This is a genomic window from Leptospira kemamanensis, assembly GCF_004769665.1.
Taxonomy (GTDB): Bacteria; Spirochaetota; Leptospiria; order Leptospirales; family Leptospiraceae; genus Leptospira_A; species Leptospira_A kemamanensis.
On sequence record NZ_RQGG01000036.1, the window covers coordinates 45,151 to 58,323 of the forward strand.

Annotated in this window: 13 protein-coding genes; 9 read left to right on the forward strand and 4 right to left on the reverse strand. The window is 38.8% G+C overall.

All coding sequences use genetic code 11. The features are described from left to right. Positions 1-3: 3 nt before the first annotated feature. Complete coding sequence (locus tag EHQ59_RS12975) at positions 4-984, forward strand: phosphotransferase (RefSeq protein WP_135620076.1); 981 nt, start codon at positions 4-6, stop codon at positions 982-984. Beyond that, positions 981-1,703 (forward strand): nucleotidyltransferase family protein, encoded by a 723-nt coding sequence (locus EHQ59_RS12980; protein ID WP_135620077.1) that lies wholly within the window; start codon positions 981-983, stop codon positions 1,701-1,703. The genes EHQ59_RS12975 and EHQ59_RS12980 overlap by 4 nt, the downstream gene beginning before the upstream one ends. On the opposite strand, the gene EHQ59_RS12985 is transcribed toward EHQ59_RS12980, so the two are convergent. Next, on the reverse strand, positions 1,680-3,032 hold the full coding sequence (locus EHQ59_RS12985; protein WP_135620078.1) for a glucose-6-phosphate isomerase: 1,353 nt from the start codon (positions 3,030-3,032) through the stop codon (positions 1,680-1,682). The genes EHQ59_RS12980 and EHQ59_RS12985 overlap by 24 nt on opposite strands. A 44-nt stretch (positions 3,033-3,076) precedes the next feature. On the opposite strand from EHQ59_RS12985, the gene galK reads away from it, so the two are divergent. Together galK and EHQ59_RS12995 are read left to right on the forward strand one after the other, a co-directional pair. After that, positions 3,077-4,246 carry a galactokinase gene (gene galK / locus EHQ59_RS12990; RefSeq protein WP_135620079.1) on the forward strand — a complete coding sequence of 390 codons (1,170 nt, stop codon included), beginning with the start codon at positions 3,077-3,079 and terminating at the stop codon, positions 4,244-4,246. Beyond that, positions 4,243-4,635, forward strand: a complete 393-nt coding sequence (locus tag EHQ59_RS12995) for an STAS domain-containing protein (RefSeq protein WP_135620080.1) — start codon at positions 4,243-4,245, stop codon at positions 4,633-4,635. The genes galK and EHQ59_RS12995 overlap by 4 nt, the downstream gene beginning before the upstream one ends. Here the strand turns inward: EHQ59_RS12995 and mtnP are convergent. Continuing rightward, complete coding sequence (mtnP, locus tag EHQ59_RS13000) at positions 4,632-5,495, reverse strand: S-methyl-5'-thioadenosine phosphorylase (protein WP_135620081.1); 864 nt, start codon at positions 5,493-5,495, stop codon at positions 4,632-4,634. The genes EHQ59_RS12995 and mtnP overlap by 4 nt on opposite strands. Before the next feature lie 92 nt (positions 5,496-5,587). Between mtnP and EHQ59_RS13005 the strand changes: the two genes are divergently transcribed. Genes EHQ59_RS13005 through EHQ59_RS13015 form a run of 3 tightly spaced genes read left to right on the forward strand, consistent with a single transcriptional unit; the run spans position 5,588 to position 9,106 of the window. Continuing rightward, complete coding sequence (locus tag EHQ59_RS13005; RefSeq protein ID WP_135620082.1) at positions 5,588-7,018, forward strand: DUF4139 domain-containing protein; 1,431 nt, start codon at positions 5,588-5,590, stop codon at positions 7,016-7,018. 2 nt (positions 7,019-7,020) lie between these two features. Further along, positions 7,021-8,607, forward strand: coding sequence for a phytoene desaturase family protein (locus tag EHQ59_RS13010; RefSeq protein WP_135620083.1), 1,587 nt, complete (start codon positions 7,021-7,023; stop codon positions 8,605-8,607). Between the two features lie 37 nt (positions 8,608-8,644). Continuing rightward, a complete protein-coding gene (locus EHQ59_RS13015; RefSeq protein ID WP_135620084.1) occupies positions 8,645-9,106 on the forward strand; it encodes a MarR family winged helix-turn-helix transcriptional regulator in 462 nt (153 codons plus the stop codon). A gap of 1 nt (position 9,107) precedes the next feature. Here the strand turns inward: EHQ59_RS13015 and EHQ59_RS13020 are convergent, their stop codons facing one another. Next, complete coding sequence (locus tag EHQ59_RS13020) at positions 9,108-10,376, reverse strand: formylglycine-generating enzyme family protein (protein WP_135620085.1); 1,269 nt, start codon at positions 10,374-10,376, stop codon at positions 9,108-9,110. Between the two features lie 94 nt (positions 10,377-10,470). Between EHQ59_RS13020 and EHQ59_RS13025 the strand changes: the two genes are divergently transcribed. Continuing rightward, the gene (locus EHQ59_RS13025) at positions 10,471-11,082 is read left to right on the forward strand and encodes a hypothetical protein (protein WP_135620086.1); all 612 of its coding nucleotides are present in this window, start codon (positions 10,471-10,473) and stop codon (positions 11,080-11,082) included. 3 nt (positions 11,083-11,085) lie between these two features. On the opposite strand, the gene EHQ59_RS13030 is transcribed toward EHQ59_RS13025, so the two are convergent. Next, positions 11,086-11,745 carry a hypothetical protein gene (locus EHQ59_RS13030; protein WP_135620087.1) on the reverse strand — a complete coding sequence of 220 codons (660 nt, stop codon included), beginning with the start codon at positions 11,743-11,745 and terminating at the stop codon, positions 11,086-11,088. 144 nt (positions 11,746-11,889) lie between these two features. On the opposite strand from EHQ59_RS13030, the gene EHQ59_RS13035 reads away from it, so the two are divergent. Further along, positions 11,890-13,173 (forward strand): homoserine dehydrogenase, encoded by a 1,284-nt coding sequence (locus tag EHQ59_RS13035; RefSeq protein WP_135620088.1) that lies wholly within the window; start codon positions 11,890-11,892, stop codon positions 13,171-13,173.

The following is a 13,173-nucleotide window of genomic DNA, read 5'->3' on the forward strand; positions in this document are numbered from 1 at the left end:
ATCGTGATTTCTGGAACCAACGAATCCCAATTAGATTACATCAAGTCTCGTTACGGCAAAAACTGTAACATCATTCCCTTACAAGAAGAAGCATCCAGTAGACGATACTTTCATATCACGAATTCCGAAAAAGAAGAAGTTGTTTGTATCGATGATACCATCAATGAAGATTTCGTAACACTTTCAACCTACTTGGATGTCAATGGAATCAATGTTCCAAAAATTTTAGATCGAAACGATTCCTTAGGTATCCTTTGTATGTCATTTGAAGGAAAGTTGGATTTTAGTTCCTACCAACTGAATGATTACCAAGACCAATTTCCTAAATTAATTGATTTGATTTTAAAATTACAAAATTTGGATCCACCAAGTTTTGTGAAACAAAGAAGGTTTGATACAGATAAACTGAAATTTGAAACCAATCTTACATTGGAAAAATATTTTGCCTTCCAAAACCAATATCAAATCAAAACCAAGTTTTCCAATGAAGCAGCTGCGTTTATCGAAGAAACGGTAGGTTATTTAGACAAGTATCCAATCAATGTTTTTACACACAGGGATTTCCATTGTCGTAATGTATTACGTTCACCAAACTCTGATTATACTTTAATAGATTACCAAGATGCTAGAATGGGTATTCCCCAATACGATTTGGCTTCGATTTTATATGATGCCTACTACCCACTTCCCAGGGAATTTCGAATGAGTATGCTCAAATACTTTCAAGAACGAAACATTGACCAATCGAAAAAATTCAAAGATAGTTTTTATCTACAAGCCCTACAACGCTCCTTTAAAGCATTAGGAACTTATTTTCGAATGGTAGTTGATCATAAAAAAGATAAGTTCAAACCATCCATTCTCTCTTGCCTCAACCAATTAGAAGAGATCATTCAATTAGGAATGTTTGCTGATTCATTGTATATCTTTGTGAGAAGTTTGAGAGACGAATTAAATTTACATCCGGAATTTCGTAAGTTATGAATGCATTTGTCCTTGCAGCAGGGTTTGGCAAGAGAATGGGTTCTTTCACAGAAAACACTCCCAAACCTCTTCTCAAAATCCAATCCATTACTCTTTTGGATTATGCTTTGTATCTATTACAATTGTGGAAAATTCAAAAGATTTGGGTCAACACACATTACTTAGGCGAACAAATTGTTGACCATTTACAAAAATGGAAAGGACTCTCCCTTACGGTAGCAGAAGAAAAATCCATCATACTCGGAACTGCAGGTGGAATACGAACGGCTCTGGGAGAAAATTTAAATTCAGAACCAATTTTACTCATCAATCCAGATACATTATTTTTTCCAAATCCTGATTTTTCGCCTAAAGATAGTTTAGCGAATGGAAGTAAAATTCACCTTTATTTATTACCTATACCGGAAGGACAAAATTATACTAAAATTTCTATTGAAAAAAACCAAACCTTGTCCTTTGGCAACGGTGAATATTATTACATTGGACTTGCAGTTTTGAATCCAATGTGTTTGGCAGAATTAGAAACCAATCGGTATTATGATTTATCCGATACATTTAAAGAATGTGCCAAACGTGGTGAGATTACGGGAGAAATTTTTTCTGGGCATGTTTTGGATTTAGGGACAAAGGAACTTTGGGAAAGTTACCAAACCAAAGATGTATTTGGTAACCATCTCAAAGACATTCAAACATTCTTAAGTCGTTTCCAGGTGACTTAAGATTTCTGATTTACGTTTTTCAAATCCTTTCTTACCTAATAGAGCAAACATATTATTTTTGTAATCTTCCACACCTGGTTGGTCAAAAGGATTCACTCCCAACATATAACCAGAAATGGCACAAGAAAATTCGTAAAAATACAATAGTTCACCTAACGTTTCTTCATTGATGATAGGCATTGTGATTTCCAAACAAGGAACACCTCCATCTTTATGAGCAATCAAAGTTCCTAACATGGCATTTTGGTTGACTTCCGAAAGTTTTTTCCCAGCCAAATAATTAAGTCCATCGTTATCGTCCGTTTTTTCCGTGAGATACACATCTTGTTTGGGAGTTTCCACTTTGATGACGGTTTCCAAAAGTTTACGTTCCCCATCTTGGATGTATTGGCCCATGGAATGTAAGTCAGTTGTAAATTGCACTGAAGCGGGAAAAATTCCTTTCCCTGTTTTCCCTTCACTTTCACCAAATAACTGTTTCCACCACTCGGATACATAACCTAACGAAGGATTGTAAGAAACAAAAATTTCAGTTGTTTTCCCTATAGCGTACAATCCATTTCGGATCGCTGCGTAGAGAGATGCCAAATTCCCTTCTTTGGTGGAGGTTGTTTTTAATTCTGACTCCATTTGTTTGGCACCATCGATCAATTTGTTGATACTAAAACCAGCAGCGGCAATGGGCAAAAGTCCAACGGGTGTGAAAACAGAATACCTTCCTCCAACATCATCAGGAATGACAAAGGTTGGAAAACAATATTCATCTGCTAAATGTTTGAGTGCTCCCTTGGCTTTGTCTGTTGTGGCAAAAACTCGATTTTTGATATTCTCTTTTCCATACTTACGTTCTAACAGAGAAAGTAACAGACGAAAGGCGATTGCAGGTTCTGTTGTTGTTCCTGATTTGGATATTACATTTACGGAGAACTCTTTATTTTCTAAAAAAGCGAGTAATCGAAAATGGTAATCAGCATCCAAATGATGTCCTGCATATAGAATTTTAACCGTTTTCTTTTGTGTCTCAGGAGTGCTAAACTCGGGTGTGAGTGCTTCGATGACTGCTCGAGCACCTAAATAACTTCCACCGATTCCGACTACAACTAGGTATTGAGAATGGGACTGAATCATTTCAGCAGCTTTGCGAATGTTCTGTAAATCTTCTGCTTTGGTTTGGCTAGGAAGGTCCACCCATCCTAAAAATTCTTTGCCAAGTCCTGTTCGATTTAAGACCGTTTGACGGGCTTTTTCCGCTTTTTCTAATTCTATTTCCAATTGAGAGGTAGAAAGAAAAGGTTTCACAAAGCGATCCGAAATTTTTAGATTCGACATAGCACCTGTCCTAAAATAAAGTATAGCATCGAAAGGAAGATGATGTGGATTCATTGAGAAGTAAAGAAAATTTGAATCAATTTGAACGTATATTTGGAAAAACAAATTCCCATCCACGATTGTTTGGTGCCCCCGCAAGGATCAATATCATTGGAGAACATGTGGATTATTTGGGAGGAATTGTATTACCAGCCGCAATAGATTTTTCTGTACAAGTTTTCATAAGACCCAATCAAACATCCTATTACCAATTCCACTCTGTTACTTACCAGGAAACAGTGAAAGTGGAAAAACCCTTCCATCAAAATTCAAACTCTCCTTGGACCGATTACATCACAGGTGTCATCCAAGAGATGGAAAAGTTAGGTTTTTCCATTCCTGGTTTTGATTTATTAGTAGATGGTGATATTCCGCAAGGTTCAGGTCTTTCTTCCTCTGCTGCTTTAGAAGTGGTCACGGGTTTTGCAATTTCAGAAAGTTTTGGATTGGGAATCAAAAAAGAAACTATCGCTGTGATTGGCCAGAAGGCCGAAAACAATTTTGTTGGAACCAAATGTGGAATCATGGATCAGTTCATCATTGCTGTGGGCAAAGCAAACGATTGTATTTCCCTCAATACAGACACTCTCCAATATACCTACCATCACTTTGATCTAAATGAATATGAATTTTATCTCATCAATTCCAATGTAAAACATAACTTAAAAGACAGCGCTTATAACCAAAGAAGGTTAGAATGTGAATCCGCCTTAAAAAAAATTCAGGCAAAATTTCCCAAGTTTCTCCAACTCTATGATGTAACTCTATCCGATGAGGAACTCCAACTCTGTGGCCTAAGTCTGGAAGAAAAAAAACGCACAATCCATGTCACATCCGAACGGGAAAGAACCAAACAAGTCATCCAGGGTTTGGAATCCAACCAATTGGAGTCAGTAGGGAATGCTCTCTTTGCGACCCATGAATCGTTGTCAAAAAATTTCGAAGTGTCATGTGAAGAAACAGACTTTATCGTTTCCACTCTCAAAGCTCTCGGGGCAGTGGGGGCAAGGATGATAGGTGGTGGGTTTGGCGGGTGCGTACTCGTACTAGACAAAAAAGATCATTTTGCTAAAATAAATGAAGAAATGAAAAAAAGTTATCAACAAAAATTTAACCTTGCGTTAGACTTCTACAAGTTTCAAATCTCGGATGGGGTGAAGGAAATTTCTATATGATTCAAAATTGGGATGATTATAACGTAGAAAGTGGAGACTTCAAAATGGAAGTCCTACAACAGAAATTTGTCCCACTTCCAGAATCTGCCGTTTATTTCGAGTTATCTGGCGAAATCAATTTATACAATTCCCAAGTCATGAAAGAAAATTTGGAAATCTTAATTTCCAAAGGAATCCATCATATCTTTTTAAATTTTGAACAAGTCAGTTACATTGATAGCTCAGGGTTAGGAGTTTGTCTTGGAATTCACTCTCGGTTGGTAAAACAACAGGGATACATTCGGATTGTATCCCCTTCCGAAAAAGTTCGTTATGTGTTAGAACTTACTAAACTCAAAAGTTTGCTCCAAATTTTTCCGACTTTGGAGCAGGCCGTGCAACATACTTAAAAATAAGTAGGAAACAAATACTTTAACTTCGCAATTTGTTCTGGATTTCGTTTTTCTGGTGAAGTCACTAGAGAAAACTTTGTACTTCCCACCAAACTATTGTCATCCGACTTTCCTAAATGATCAATTAACGTAGAAAGTAATTTTTTTGCTGTGTCGGCATTCGCGCTAAGATTAGCAAGAACCATCTCCAGAGTCACGTGTGCTTCATCTTCTTTCCAACAATCGTAGTCTGTAGACATACAAACCATTTGGTAAAGAATCTCTGCTTCTCGTGCCAATTTTGCTTCCGGTAAAACTGTCATATTGATGATATCAGCACCCCAAGAACGATACATATGGGACTCAGCTCTCGTAGAAAACAAAGGTCCTTCCATACAAATCAATGTTTTGTTAGAATGAATAGGAAGATTGATTTGTTTTGCCGCCGCTTCTACTTTTTTAGCAAGTCCAGGGGAAAAAGGATCTGCAAATGGTGCATGTGCCACCATTCCATTTTCAAAAAATGTTGCATGTCTTGCTTTTGTTCGGTCAATGATTTGTGAAGGGATCACAAAATCTCTAGGTGCAATTTCTTGTCGTAAACTTCCCACAGAACTAAAGGCAATGATTTCTTCGACGCCTAACTGTTTTAATGCGGCAATATTGGCCCGTGCTGGAACTTCACTTGGATTTAAAAAATGTCCTTTCCCATGTCTTGGTAAAAACGCAATTTCTTTTCCTTTGAACCGACCAATCGTAATCGTATCAGATGGTTTTCCCCAAGGAGTATCTGGATGGATTTCCTTAAGAATTTCCATTCCGTCGATTGAGTATAGTCCTGTTCCACCAATCACCCCAATTTTCACTACATTTGCCATATGAATCCTCTTAAAGTGCAGTTTTCCCCCAACGATTTTGGTTGCATTCGTTTTTTAAGTTCCCAAACTGTTGAATGCTCATGGGAGAATACATGAAATCCAAAATCCTTTCCTTTACAAGTATTGCGCTTCTCTTTTTTGTCACTGCCAGCATCACCTCTGATAGTTCCTTTGATTTATCCACTGACTCGGATCGAAAATCAGTGAGTGTTACCATTTATAATGGTGGAATTGGCCTTGTTCGAGAAACTCGGGTTCTCAATCTAACCAAAGGAATTCGTACGTTACGATTTGAAGATGTCCCTTCTCAAATCATCCCACAAACCGTTCGTGTCAAAGGGGAAGATCCCAAAAAACTAACTGTCTTCGAACAAAACTATGAATACGATTTAATTTCACCAGAACGATTGATGGACAAATACATTGGGAAAGAAGTGACCCTTTACCAAGATGGCAAAGAAAAAACCACTTCGGTCAAAGCAAAACTCATCGCCAATAATGGAAGTCCAGTTTACCAAATTGGAAACGAAGTTTCCTTAGGATACAATGGGCGTGTCACTGTACCAACAATTCCAGAGAATTTATTCGCTAAACCAACGTTAGTATGGAAATTGAAGAATGAGACGGAAAAAGAACAGGCTGTGGAAGTATCTTACCAAACCAATGGGCTTGGTTGGTCAGCGGACTACATTCTTGTTTTAGACAAAGAAGAAAATGAATGTGGTCTCAACTCTTGGGTCACACTCAACAACAACTCGGGTGCTGAATTTAAAAATGCAGTTCTACAATTAGTTGCGGGTAAAGTAAATTTGATTTCGAATCGCCCAGCTTACTCACCACAACCACGTTCTATAAAAAAATCCATGATGAAGGAATATGAAGAATCTGATTCGGCCCCCGAATTCAACCAAGAGAATCTTTCTGAGTATTACCTCTATACCTTAGACCAACCAACAACAATTGGTTACAACCAAACAAAACAAGTTCAACTCTTTCAATCTGAAGGCATTGAAATCAAAAAATACTTTGTTTTCGAAAACCTTCCTATGTATGAGGGAAATGAAAAAAACTTCAATAACGCAACCATTAAGTACATCTTTAAAAACGCTAAAAAGAATAACTTAGGCAGACCACTTCCACAAGGAACCATTCGAGTTTTTAAAGCTGATTCCAAAGGAAGACAACAATTACTCGGGGAAGATACAATCGATCATACTCCTGAAAACGAAGATGTAAAAATCAAAACAGGTCAGGCCTTTGATGTTGTAGCCAACGGAAAACGACTTTCTTATGAAGTCTTTAAACTTTCCAGAGGAGATAAGTCATCTTATTCTGTAGAAATTCGAAATCGTAAAAAAGAAGCGATTGAAATTCGTTTTTATGCTAGTTTATGGGGTGATTGGAACATCACAAAATCTTCACATAAATTCATAAAAGAATCTTCTACAAAATCTTATGCGGATGTTCCACTCAAAGCAAATGAGGTAGTCACATTGGAATACACCGTTGAGACAAAATACTAAACATGGAAACAAAGTATGACGTCATCATCATTGGTTCTGGAATCGGTGGATTAACCGCCGCTTCCATTTTATCACAAGTCGCAAACAAAAAGGTTTTAGTTCTCGAACGTCATTTTAAGTTAGGTGGCTTTACTCATACCTTCAAACGATTGGGAAAATTTGAATGGGATGTAGGTATCCATTACATCGGTGATTTGGCAGAAGGTTCCATGTTACGAACCCTAATTGATTCGATCACAAAACGTGGTGTCCAATGGAAAAAAATGGAAGAACCTTTTGAAGTTTTTGATTACCCAAACTTTAGTTTTCCAGTGTATGGAGAAAAAGAACGGTTTCGGAATGATCTCAAATCCAAATTCCCCAAAGAAGAAAAGGCTATCGACCAGTACTTCAAAGATGTGGAAACCTTCACACAATGGTTTGGACGTCACTTCACCTTAAAAGCCTTACCTGCTTTTTTTGAGAAAGCCGCTAAATTACTTGGTTTGGATCACATTAAAACTCCTTACATCACAACAAAAGAATACATGGACTCTCATTTCCAAAATGAGGACCTAAGAGCTCTACTCTGCTCCCAATGGGGAGATTATGGCCTTCCTCCCAAAGATTCTTCTTTTGCGATCCATGCAATGATTGTGGCCCATTACTTTAACGGTGGTTACTTTCCAATAGGTGGTTCTTCCAAAATTGTAGATTCCATTGAACCAATTGTCGAAAAAAACGGTGGTGCGATGAAAATCCTACATACCGTAAAAGAAATTCTTTTGGATGGGGACAAAGCCATTGGAGTGAAAGTAGATGTGCAAAAAGGGAAAACCATCTCCGAACATAGTTTTTTTGCCGATGTCATCATCTCAGATGCAGGAGCTTATACTACGTATAACAAACTATTGCCCAAACAGTTTTCGAAGGACTTTCAAACTCCTTTGGAATCGCTTAGCACCCAAGGGACAACATCCATCACACTTTACATTGGATTTAAAGAATCACCATCGAAACTCGGATTTCATGGAGAAAACCATTGGATTTTTCCATCCGTAGACCATGACGAAAGTTATGCGAACCGAAATGGACTGATCCAGGGGAAACCACCGATGATGTATTTGTCTTTTCCATCTCTGAAAAACCCAGAAGCGGAAGGTCATACCGCCGAAGCCATTAGTTTTGCTGATTATTCTAATTTTGCAAAATGGAAGGAAGAACCTTGGAAAAAACGAGGGGAAGACTACAACCAATTGAAAGCGACCATTACCGAAGGGATGTTGCAATTTTTAGAAGAACGGTTCAAAGGATTTCGAGACCTCATTGAGTTTACTGAACTTTCCACACCGATCACCACCGAATTCTTTACTGGCCACAAAGAAGGTTCCATTTATGGACTTTCCTGTACACCAGAACGCTTTCGCCAAGAATGGTTAGGAGTAAGGACGACTGTCAAAAATCTTTATCTCACTGGTGCAGATGCTTGTTCTCCAGGAGTCGCAGGTGCTCTCATGGGTGGTGTGGCTTGCTCTTCTGTGGTTCTCGGTCTTACGGGAACCTTACGGCTCATGAAGGAACTTTTCCAAAAGAGCCAAGAAACCGGTTGACAAATGGTTTGAGATTTGATAGTTTGATATTAAACCAATGGGAACTAAATTCAAAGGATCTAAAAAGGAAGTACAAGCTCTCGACGCGTTTATCAAATTAAAACGTGCTTCGGAATCTTTGTCTTCTAGGCTTATTTCTGAATTCAACAAATGGAATATTTCAGAAAGCCAATTTGGAGTTTTGGAAACTTTGTACCACTTGGGCCCTCTTTGCCAAAAAGACTTGGGGGATAAAATCCTCAAAAGTACAGGAAACATCACACTTGTGATTGATAACTTGGAAAAACGAAATTTGGTAGAAAGGGTTCGTGGAGTGGAAGACAGAAGGTTTATCTCTGTCCACCTCACAACCGATGGTAAAAAACTGATTGAACAGATTTTTCCTGACCACGTAAAACGAATTACATCAGAGTTTGCCGTTCTTTCCCCAGAAGAACAAGATGTTCTCGGGAAAATCTGCAAAAAACTCGGTAAAAAAAACGAGACTTGTCCAAAATAGTTTAGTCTCTGTAATCCATCACCAATCGAAATCCAGCTCGCCTATCTTCACTTAGGTTAGGAATCCCACCATAGGATCTGGCACTTGCTGTTGAATTCTTGGCAGAATCTGAGTACGATCCCCCTCGCACCACTTTGTAAATTTTTCCAAAGGAAAAGTTTTTGATGTGATGGCCTGGGTACAATTGGTAATCACTGGAAGTCCATTCTGCTGCATTCCCACACATTCCGATGACACCATAAGGACTTGCACCTTCTGTGGAAAGTTCATATACAGATTGTGTTTTCCCAATTTTTGATTCCCTCGTATTGCAATACAAAGAATCATACTCATCACCAAATGGATATTTGGTGGCAGTGATTTGGTATCCAAGCGTTTCGTCTCGGTTTGTGTATTCCACTACCCCGGGACCACGTGCCGCCTTTTCCCATTCCCATTCGGTAGGAATTCGTTTTCCAGCCCATGCCGCATACCGTTCCACTTCACGATAGGTAAGATGCACCACAGGATGATCCCCTTCTCCTTCCGGATACTTTCCTGAAGTCCAATGAGGAGGAGATTTGGTATTTGTTTGTTTTAAAAAGAAATCATATTCGGCATTCGTCACTTCATACTTATCAATGTAAAAAGAAGGAATCTCTTTGAGACTAGCAGCCTTCGGTTCTAAAAAATAAGGGTTAAAACTGTCAGCAGAAGGATCTGTTCCTTGCCCGTATAAAAATAATCCTCGGGATACTAAAACCATTTCCTTTCGGTCTTTCGGATGAAAAACAGTTTTTCGTGGAGGAGTATATCTACCTTTAAAGAAAGCATCCGGTTCTGTAAAAAAATCTTCTTCCACATAACTTGCAATATAAGCATCGGTTGTAATTTCTTTCATTTTGGAAGTAGGATCTGGTTTATAATCACCAACTAACACTACTTCGATAAATTGATTGTTTTTATTGATATTTTTTTCTTCCCAGATGGTATCTCGCAAAATGAGTAAACCTTGTTTGAGATGTGTTAACTTTTGATATACGGGAAACTCTTTGGTTTCAGCAAACAGGGATTTTAATTCAGGGATGGAATACTTAGAAATCTTTTGATTTCGATAAATTCGGACTTTGATCCAAAGCCTGTTTTTATAAACTCCCGTTACTTCGCCTTTCCAAAGTTGGACTTTCTTTTTTGTCGTTGCGAAGGGTGATTCTTCCGACGTTTCCTCTTCTGAAACAAGGGGTGTGAAGAAAAACCCCAAAACGAATAGAATCAATAGTAATTTTTTCATACTGTCTTTTATCATCATCGGCCGATTTCACCGAAACCTTTTGATTGAAATTTCCTGTGCCTGTATACAATCAGTGGGAAAAGGAAATGCCAAATTGATCGAGTTTCAATACAAACGGGAAAAAGAAAACATCCTCATTTCCTTAAAAACTGATTCCACACAAATTGGAACCTTTCACAGGATTGCTACGATCATTTATGCACTCAAAATGGACATCCTCTCGGGTGAATTGAGCACAGTCATTGAACAAGGGAATGAATATACGATCGATTCGTTTATTTTGCAAGCAGATGACGGCGACACAACAAAAGCAGCTTTCCAACTCGGAATGATGATGGATTCCGTTTTTTCCAAAAATGCAAAATTTGAAGAGATTCTCGAAAAATTACAAATCCAAGAACCAGCTGTTGCTACGTTTTTTAAGGAAACACCTGAGTTTATTTTCAGTGATTTACCAGAACGAAACCAAACTTGTTTGTATTTAGAAAGTAGTGCAGGACGAGGTTTGTTGTATTATGTTTCGCGTATTCTCATGCAAAACCAAATCAACATCTTAAGTGCTACCATTGAAACGGATTTTGAAACAGGAAGGGCGAAAGATAGTTTTTATCTAACAGATGGTTCGGGGCAGATGTTTGCCTCCACTGATCTTGCTCTCAAAATCAGAAGAGAAATCCTTGCCCCGATCCAATCAAACTCTCGTTAGAGATTAGTTTTTACAAAGAACTTTAAGAGAAGTAGCTTTGTCTACTTTTGGAGCCTTTCCGTTGGAAAAACGGTAAGCCAAACCAGACTTTTTGTCTATTTCCGTTTTTGTCCAAAACTTATCTTCGCTCGTTTTGATTTCACTTGGAGCAGTTGCTGCAAATTGAACCAAATCGTCTTTGGAAGGAACCACTCCACCCACTGATTTGCAATACGCAGCTGCTTCTGTGAATTTTTTAGAAGCAATTTTATCCACTAGGAATCCAGAGGTAGAAACTTCTTTTGGAGCCTCTTCTACTTTTTTCTCAGGTGTTTCTGCTACTGGTTTCGTTTGAGCGTCAGCTGGAGCTTTTGGTGCTTCTGCTTGTGTAGTCGCTGTAGGAGCCTTTGGTTTTAGGTATTTGACATACCCTAAGTATCCGATTGCGAGAATTCCCGCTAAAACTAAAAATAGATACACTCCATTTCCAGATTCTTTTTCCCCATGTGAGGAAGTCTCTGAATGGGAAACAGGAGATTGAAGTGAAGCTTGTGCTGATTCGTCATTTCCGAAAAGCGAAGCGCTTTCATTTCGTGTAGATTGTTTCTTAACCGTATTTGTTTTCTTGGCCGCTTTTTTTACAGCCTTCTTCTTAGCGGCAGATGATGATTTTTTCGTTGCCATAATGATAATCCTTATTGCCGAGACAATTCTAATTATAGTTATCTCATAAAAACAGGAAAAGCTGAAGAACTTCTTCTCAAATTTGTTTTTTTTTAAAATTTTTTTAAGTGTGTTTCCGTTTCTCCTAAGAAATGATGATCCTAGATGAAAGAAGTTCGCATTGGTCTATTGGGTGCCGGAGTTGTCGGCACAAGTCTACTCCAACTCTTGGATAAAAACCGAGAAAAAATCCAACGTCATTATGGAATCAACTTACAACTAACAACAATTGCGACCCGTAGCCCGGGAAAACTCCAAGGAAAAACGAACATACCGGTCACAGACGATGTGCTTTCGGTTACAAAACGTTCGGATATTGATATGATTGTTGAATTGATGGGCGGAACAGACACCGCATACCTTGCCGTTCGTTCTGCCCTAGAAAATGGAAAGGCCGTCATCACAGCAAACAAGGCATTGTTATCCGAGAAAGGCCGTGAACTTTACCCAATCGCCGAAAAAGCAGGAGTTGAGTTGGGATATGAGGCAGCTGTGGCAGGTTCCATTCCCATCATCCGAACATTACGTGATGGACTTGCTTCTTGTGAATTTGAAGTGATCTGTGGGATTCTCAATGGAACCACTAATTTTATTTTAACCAAGATGGAACAAGAGTCTTGGGACTATGCCACTGCTTTAAAAAAAGCACAAGAGCTTGGTTTTGCAGAAGCGGACCCAACCTTCGATGTAGAAGGAATTGATGCTGGCCATAAAATTAGTCTCCTGGCAAGTCTTGCCTTCCGAGAATCTGTATCCTTTCAAACCGTCTCCGTCAAAGGAATCTCTGATTTACAATCCATGGACATCCAAGCAGCACTTTCGCTTGGTTATCGGATCAAACTGCTTGGAATCTCTAAACGAAGTTCGGCGGGCATCTTAACGAAAGTTCATCCCACACTTGTTCCCCTGGATCACCCACTTGCGAACGTAATGAACGAATCCAATGCGGTCTTTTATAAAACCAAAGAAGCCGATTCAGGAATGATGACAGGAAAAGGTGCTGGTGGGATGCCTACTGCAAGTGCAGTGTTATCTGATATCATTTACTATGCATCAAGACTTGGAAGCAAAGACATCGCCAAAGAAAAGAATTTGTTCCCTGAAGGAAAACGATTCCCTGAACCTGAGAATTTAGTTCGATACTACCTTCGCTTTTCCACTGTGGACAAACCAGGTGTCCTTGCCGAAATTTCTCAAATTTTGGGCCGTCATAATATTTCCATTGCATCCGTCCAACAAAAGGAATCCACTTCCGAACCTGTGTCTGTGATTGTTGTTACCCATGCAGCAACGGAAGGCGAATTTCAAAAATCTTTGGTGGAAATTGATACAATGAAAGAAATCATCAAACAAAAGACTGTTGCCATTCGTTTGTTGGAGAACCTGTAA

Bases quoted from the DNA above. Each gene is read 5' to 3' on its own strand.
- EHQ59_RS12980 (WP_135620077.1), top strand. From the start codon at position 981: ATGAATGCATTTGTCCTTGCAGCAGGGTTTGGCAAGAGAATGGGTTCT.
- EHQ59_RS12995 (WP_135620080.1), top strand. From the start codon at position 4,243: ATGATTCAAAATTGGGATGATTATAACGTAGAAAGTGGAGACTTCAAA.
- EHQ59_RS13015 (WP_135620084.1), top strand. From the start codon at position 8,645: ATGGGAACTAAATTCAAAGGATCTAAAAAGGAAGTACAAGCTCTCGAC.
- EHQ59_RS13035 (WP_135620088.1), top strand. From the start codon at position 11,890: ATGAAAGAAGTTCGCATTGGTCTATTGGGTGCCGGAGTTGTCGGCACA.
- EHQ59_RS13020 (WP_135620085.1), bottom strand. From the start codon at position 10,376: ATGAAAAAATTACTATTGATTCTATTCGTTTTGGGGTTTTTCTTCACA.
- mtnP (WP_135620081.1), bottom strand. From the start codon at position 5,495: ATGGCAAATGTAGTGAAAATTGGGGTGATTGGTGGAACAGGACTATAC.
- EHQ59_RS13030 (WP_135620087.1), bottom strand. From the start codon at position 11,745: ATGGCAACGAAAAAATCATCATCTGCCGCTAAGAAGAAGGCTGTAAAA.
- EHQ59_RS13005 (WP_135620082.1), top strand. From the start codon at position 5,588: ATGAAATCCAAAATCCTTTCCTTTACAAGTATTGCGCTTCTCTTTTTT.
- EHQ59_RS12985 (WP_135620078.1), bottom strand. From the start codon at position 3,032: ATGTCGAATCTAAAAATTTCGGATCGCTTTGTGAAACCTTTTCTTTCT.
- EHQ59_RS13010 (WP_135620083.1), top strand. From the start codon at position 7,021: ATGGAAACAAAGTATGACGTCATCATCATTGGTTCTGGAATCGGTGGA.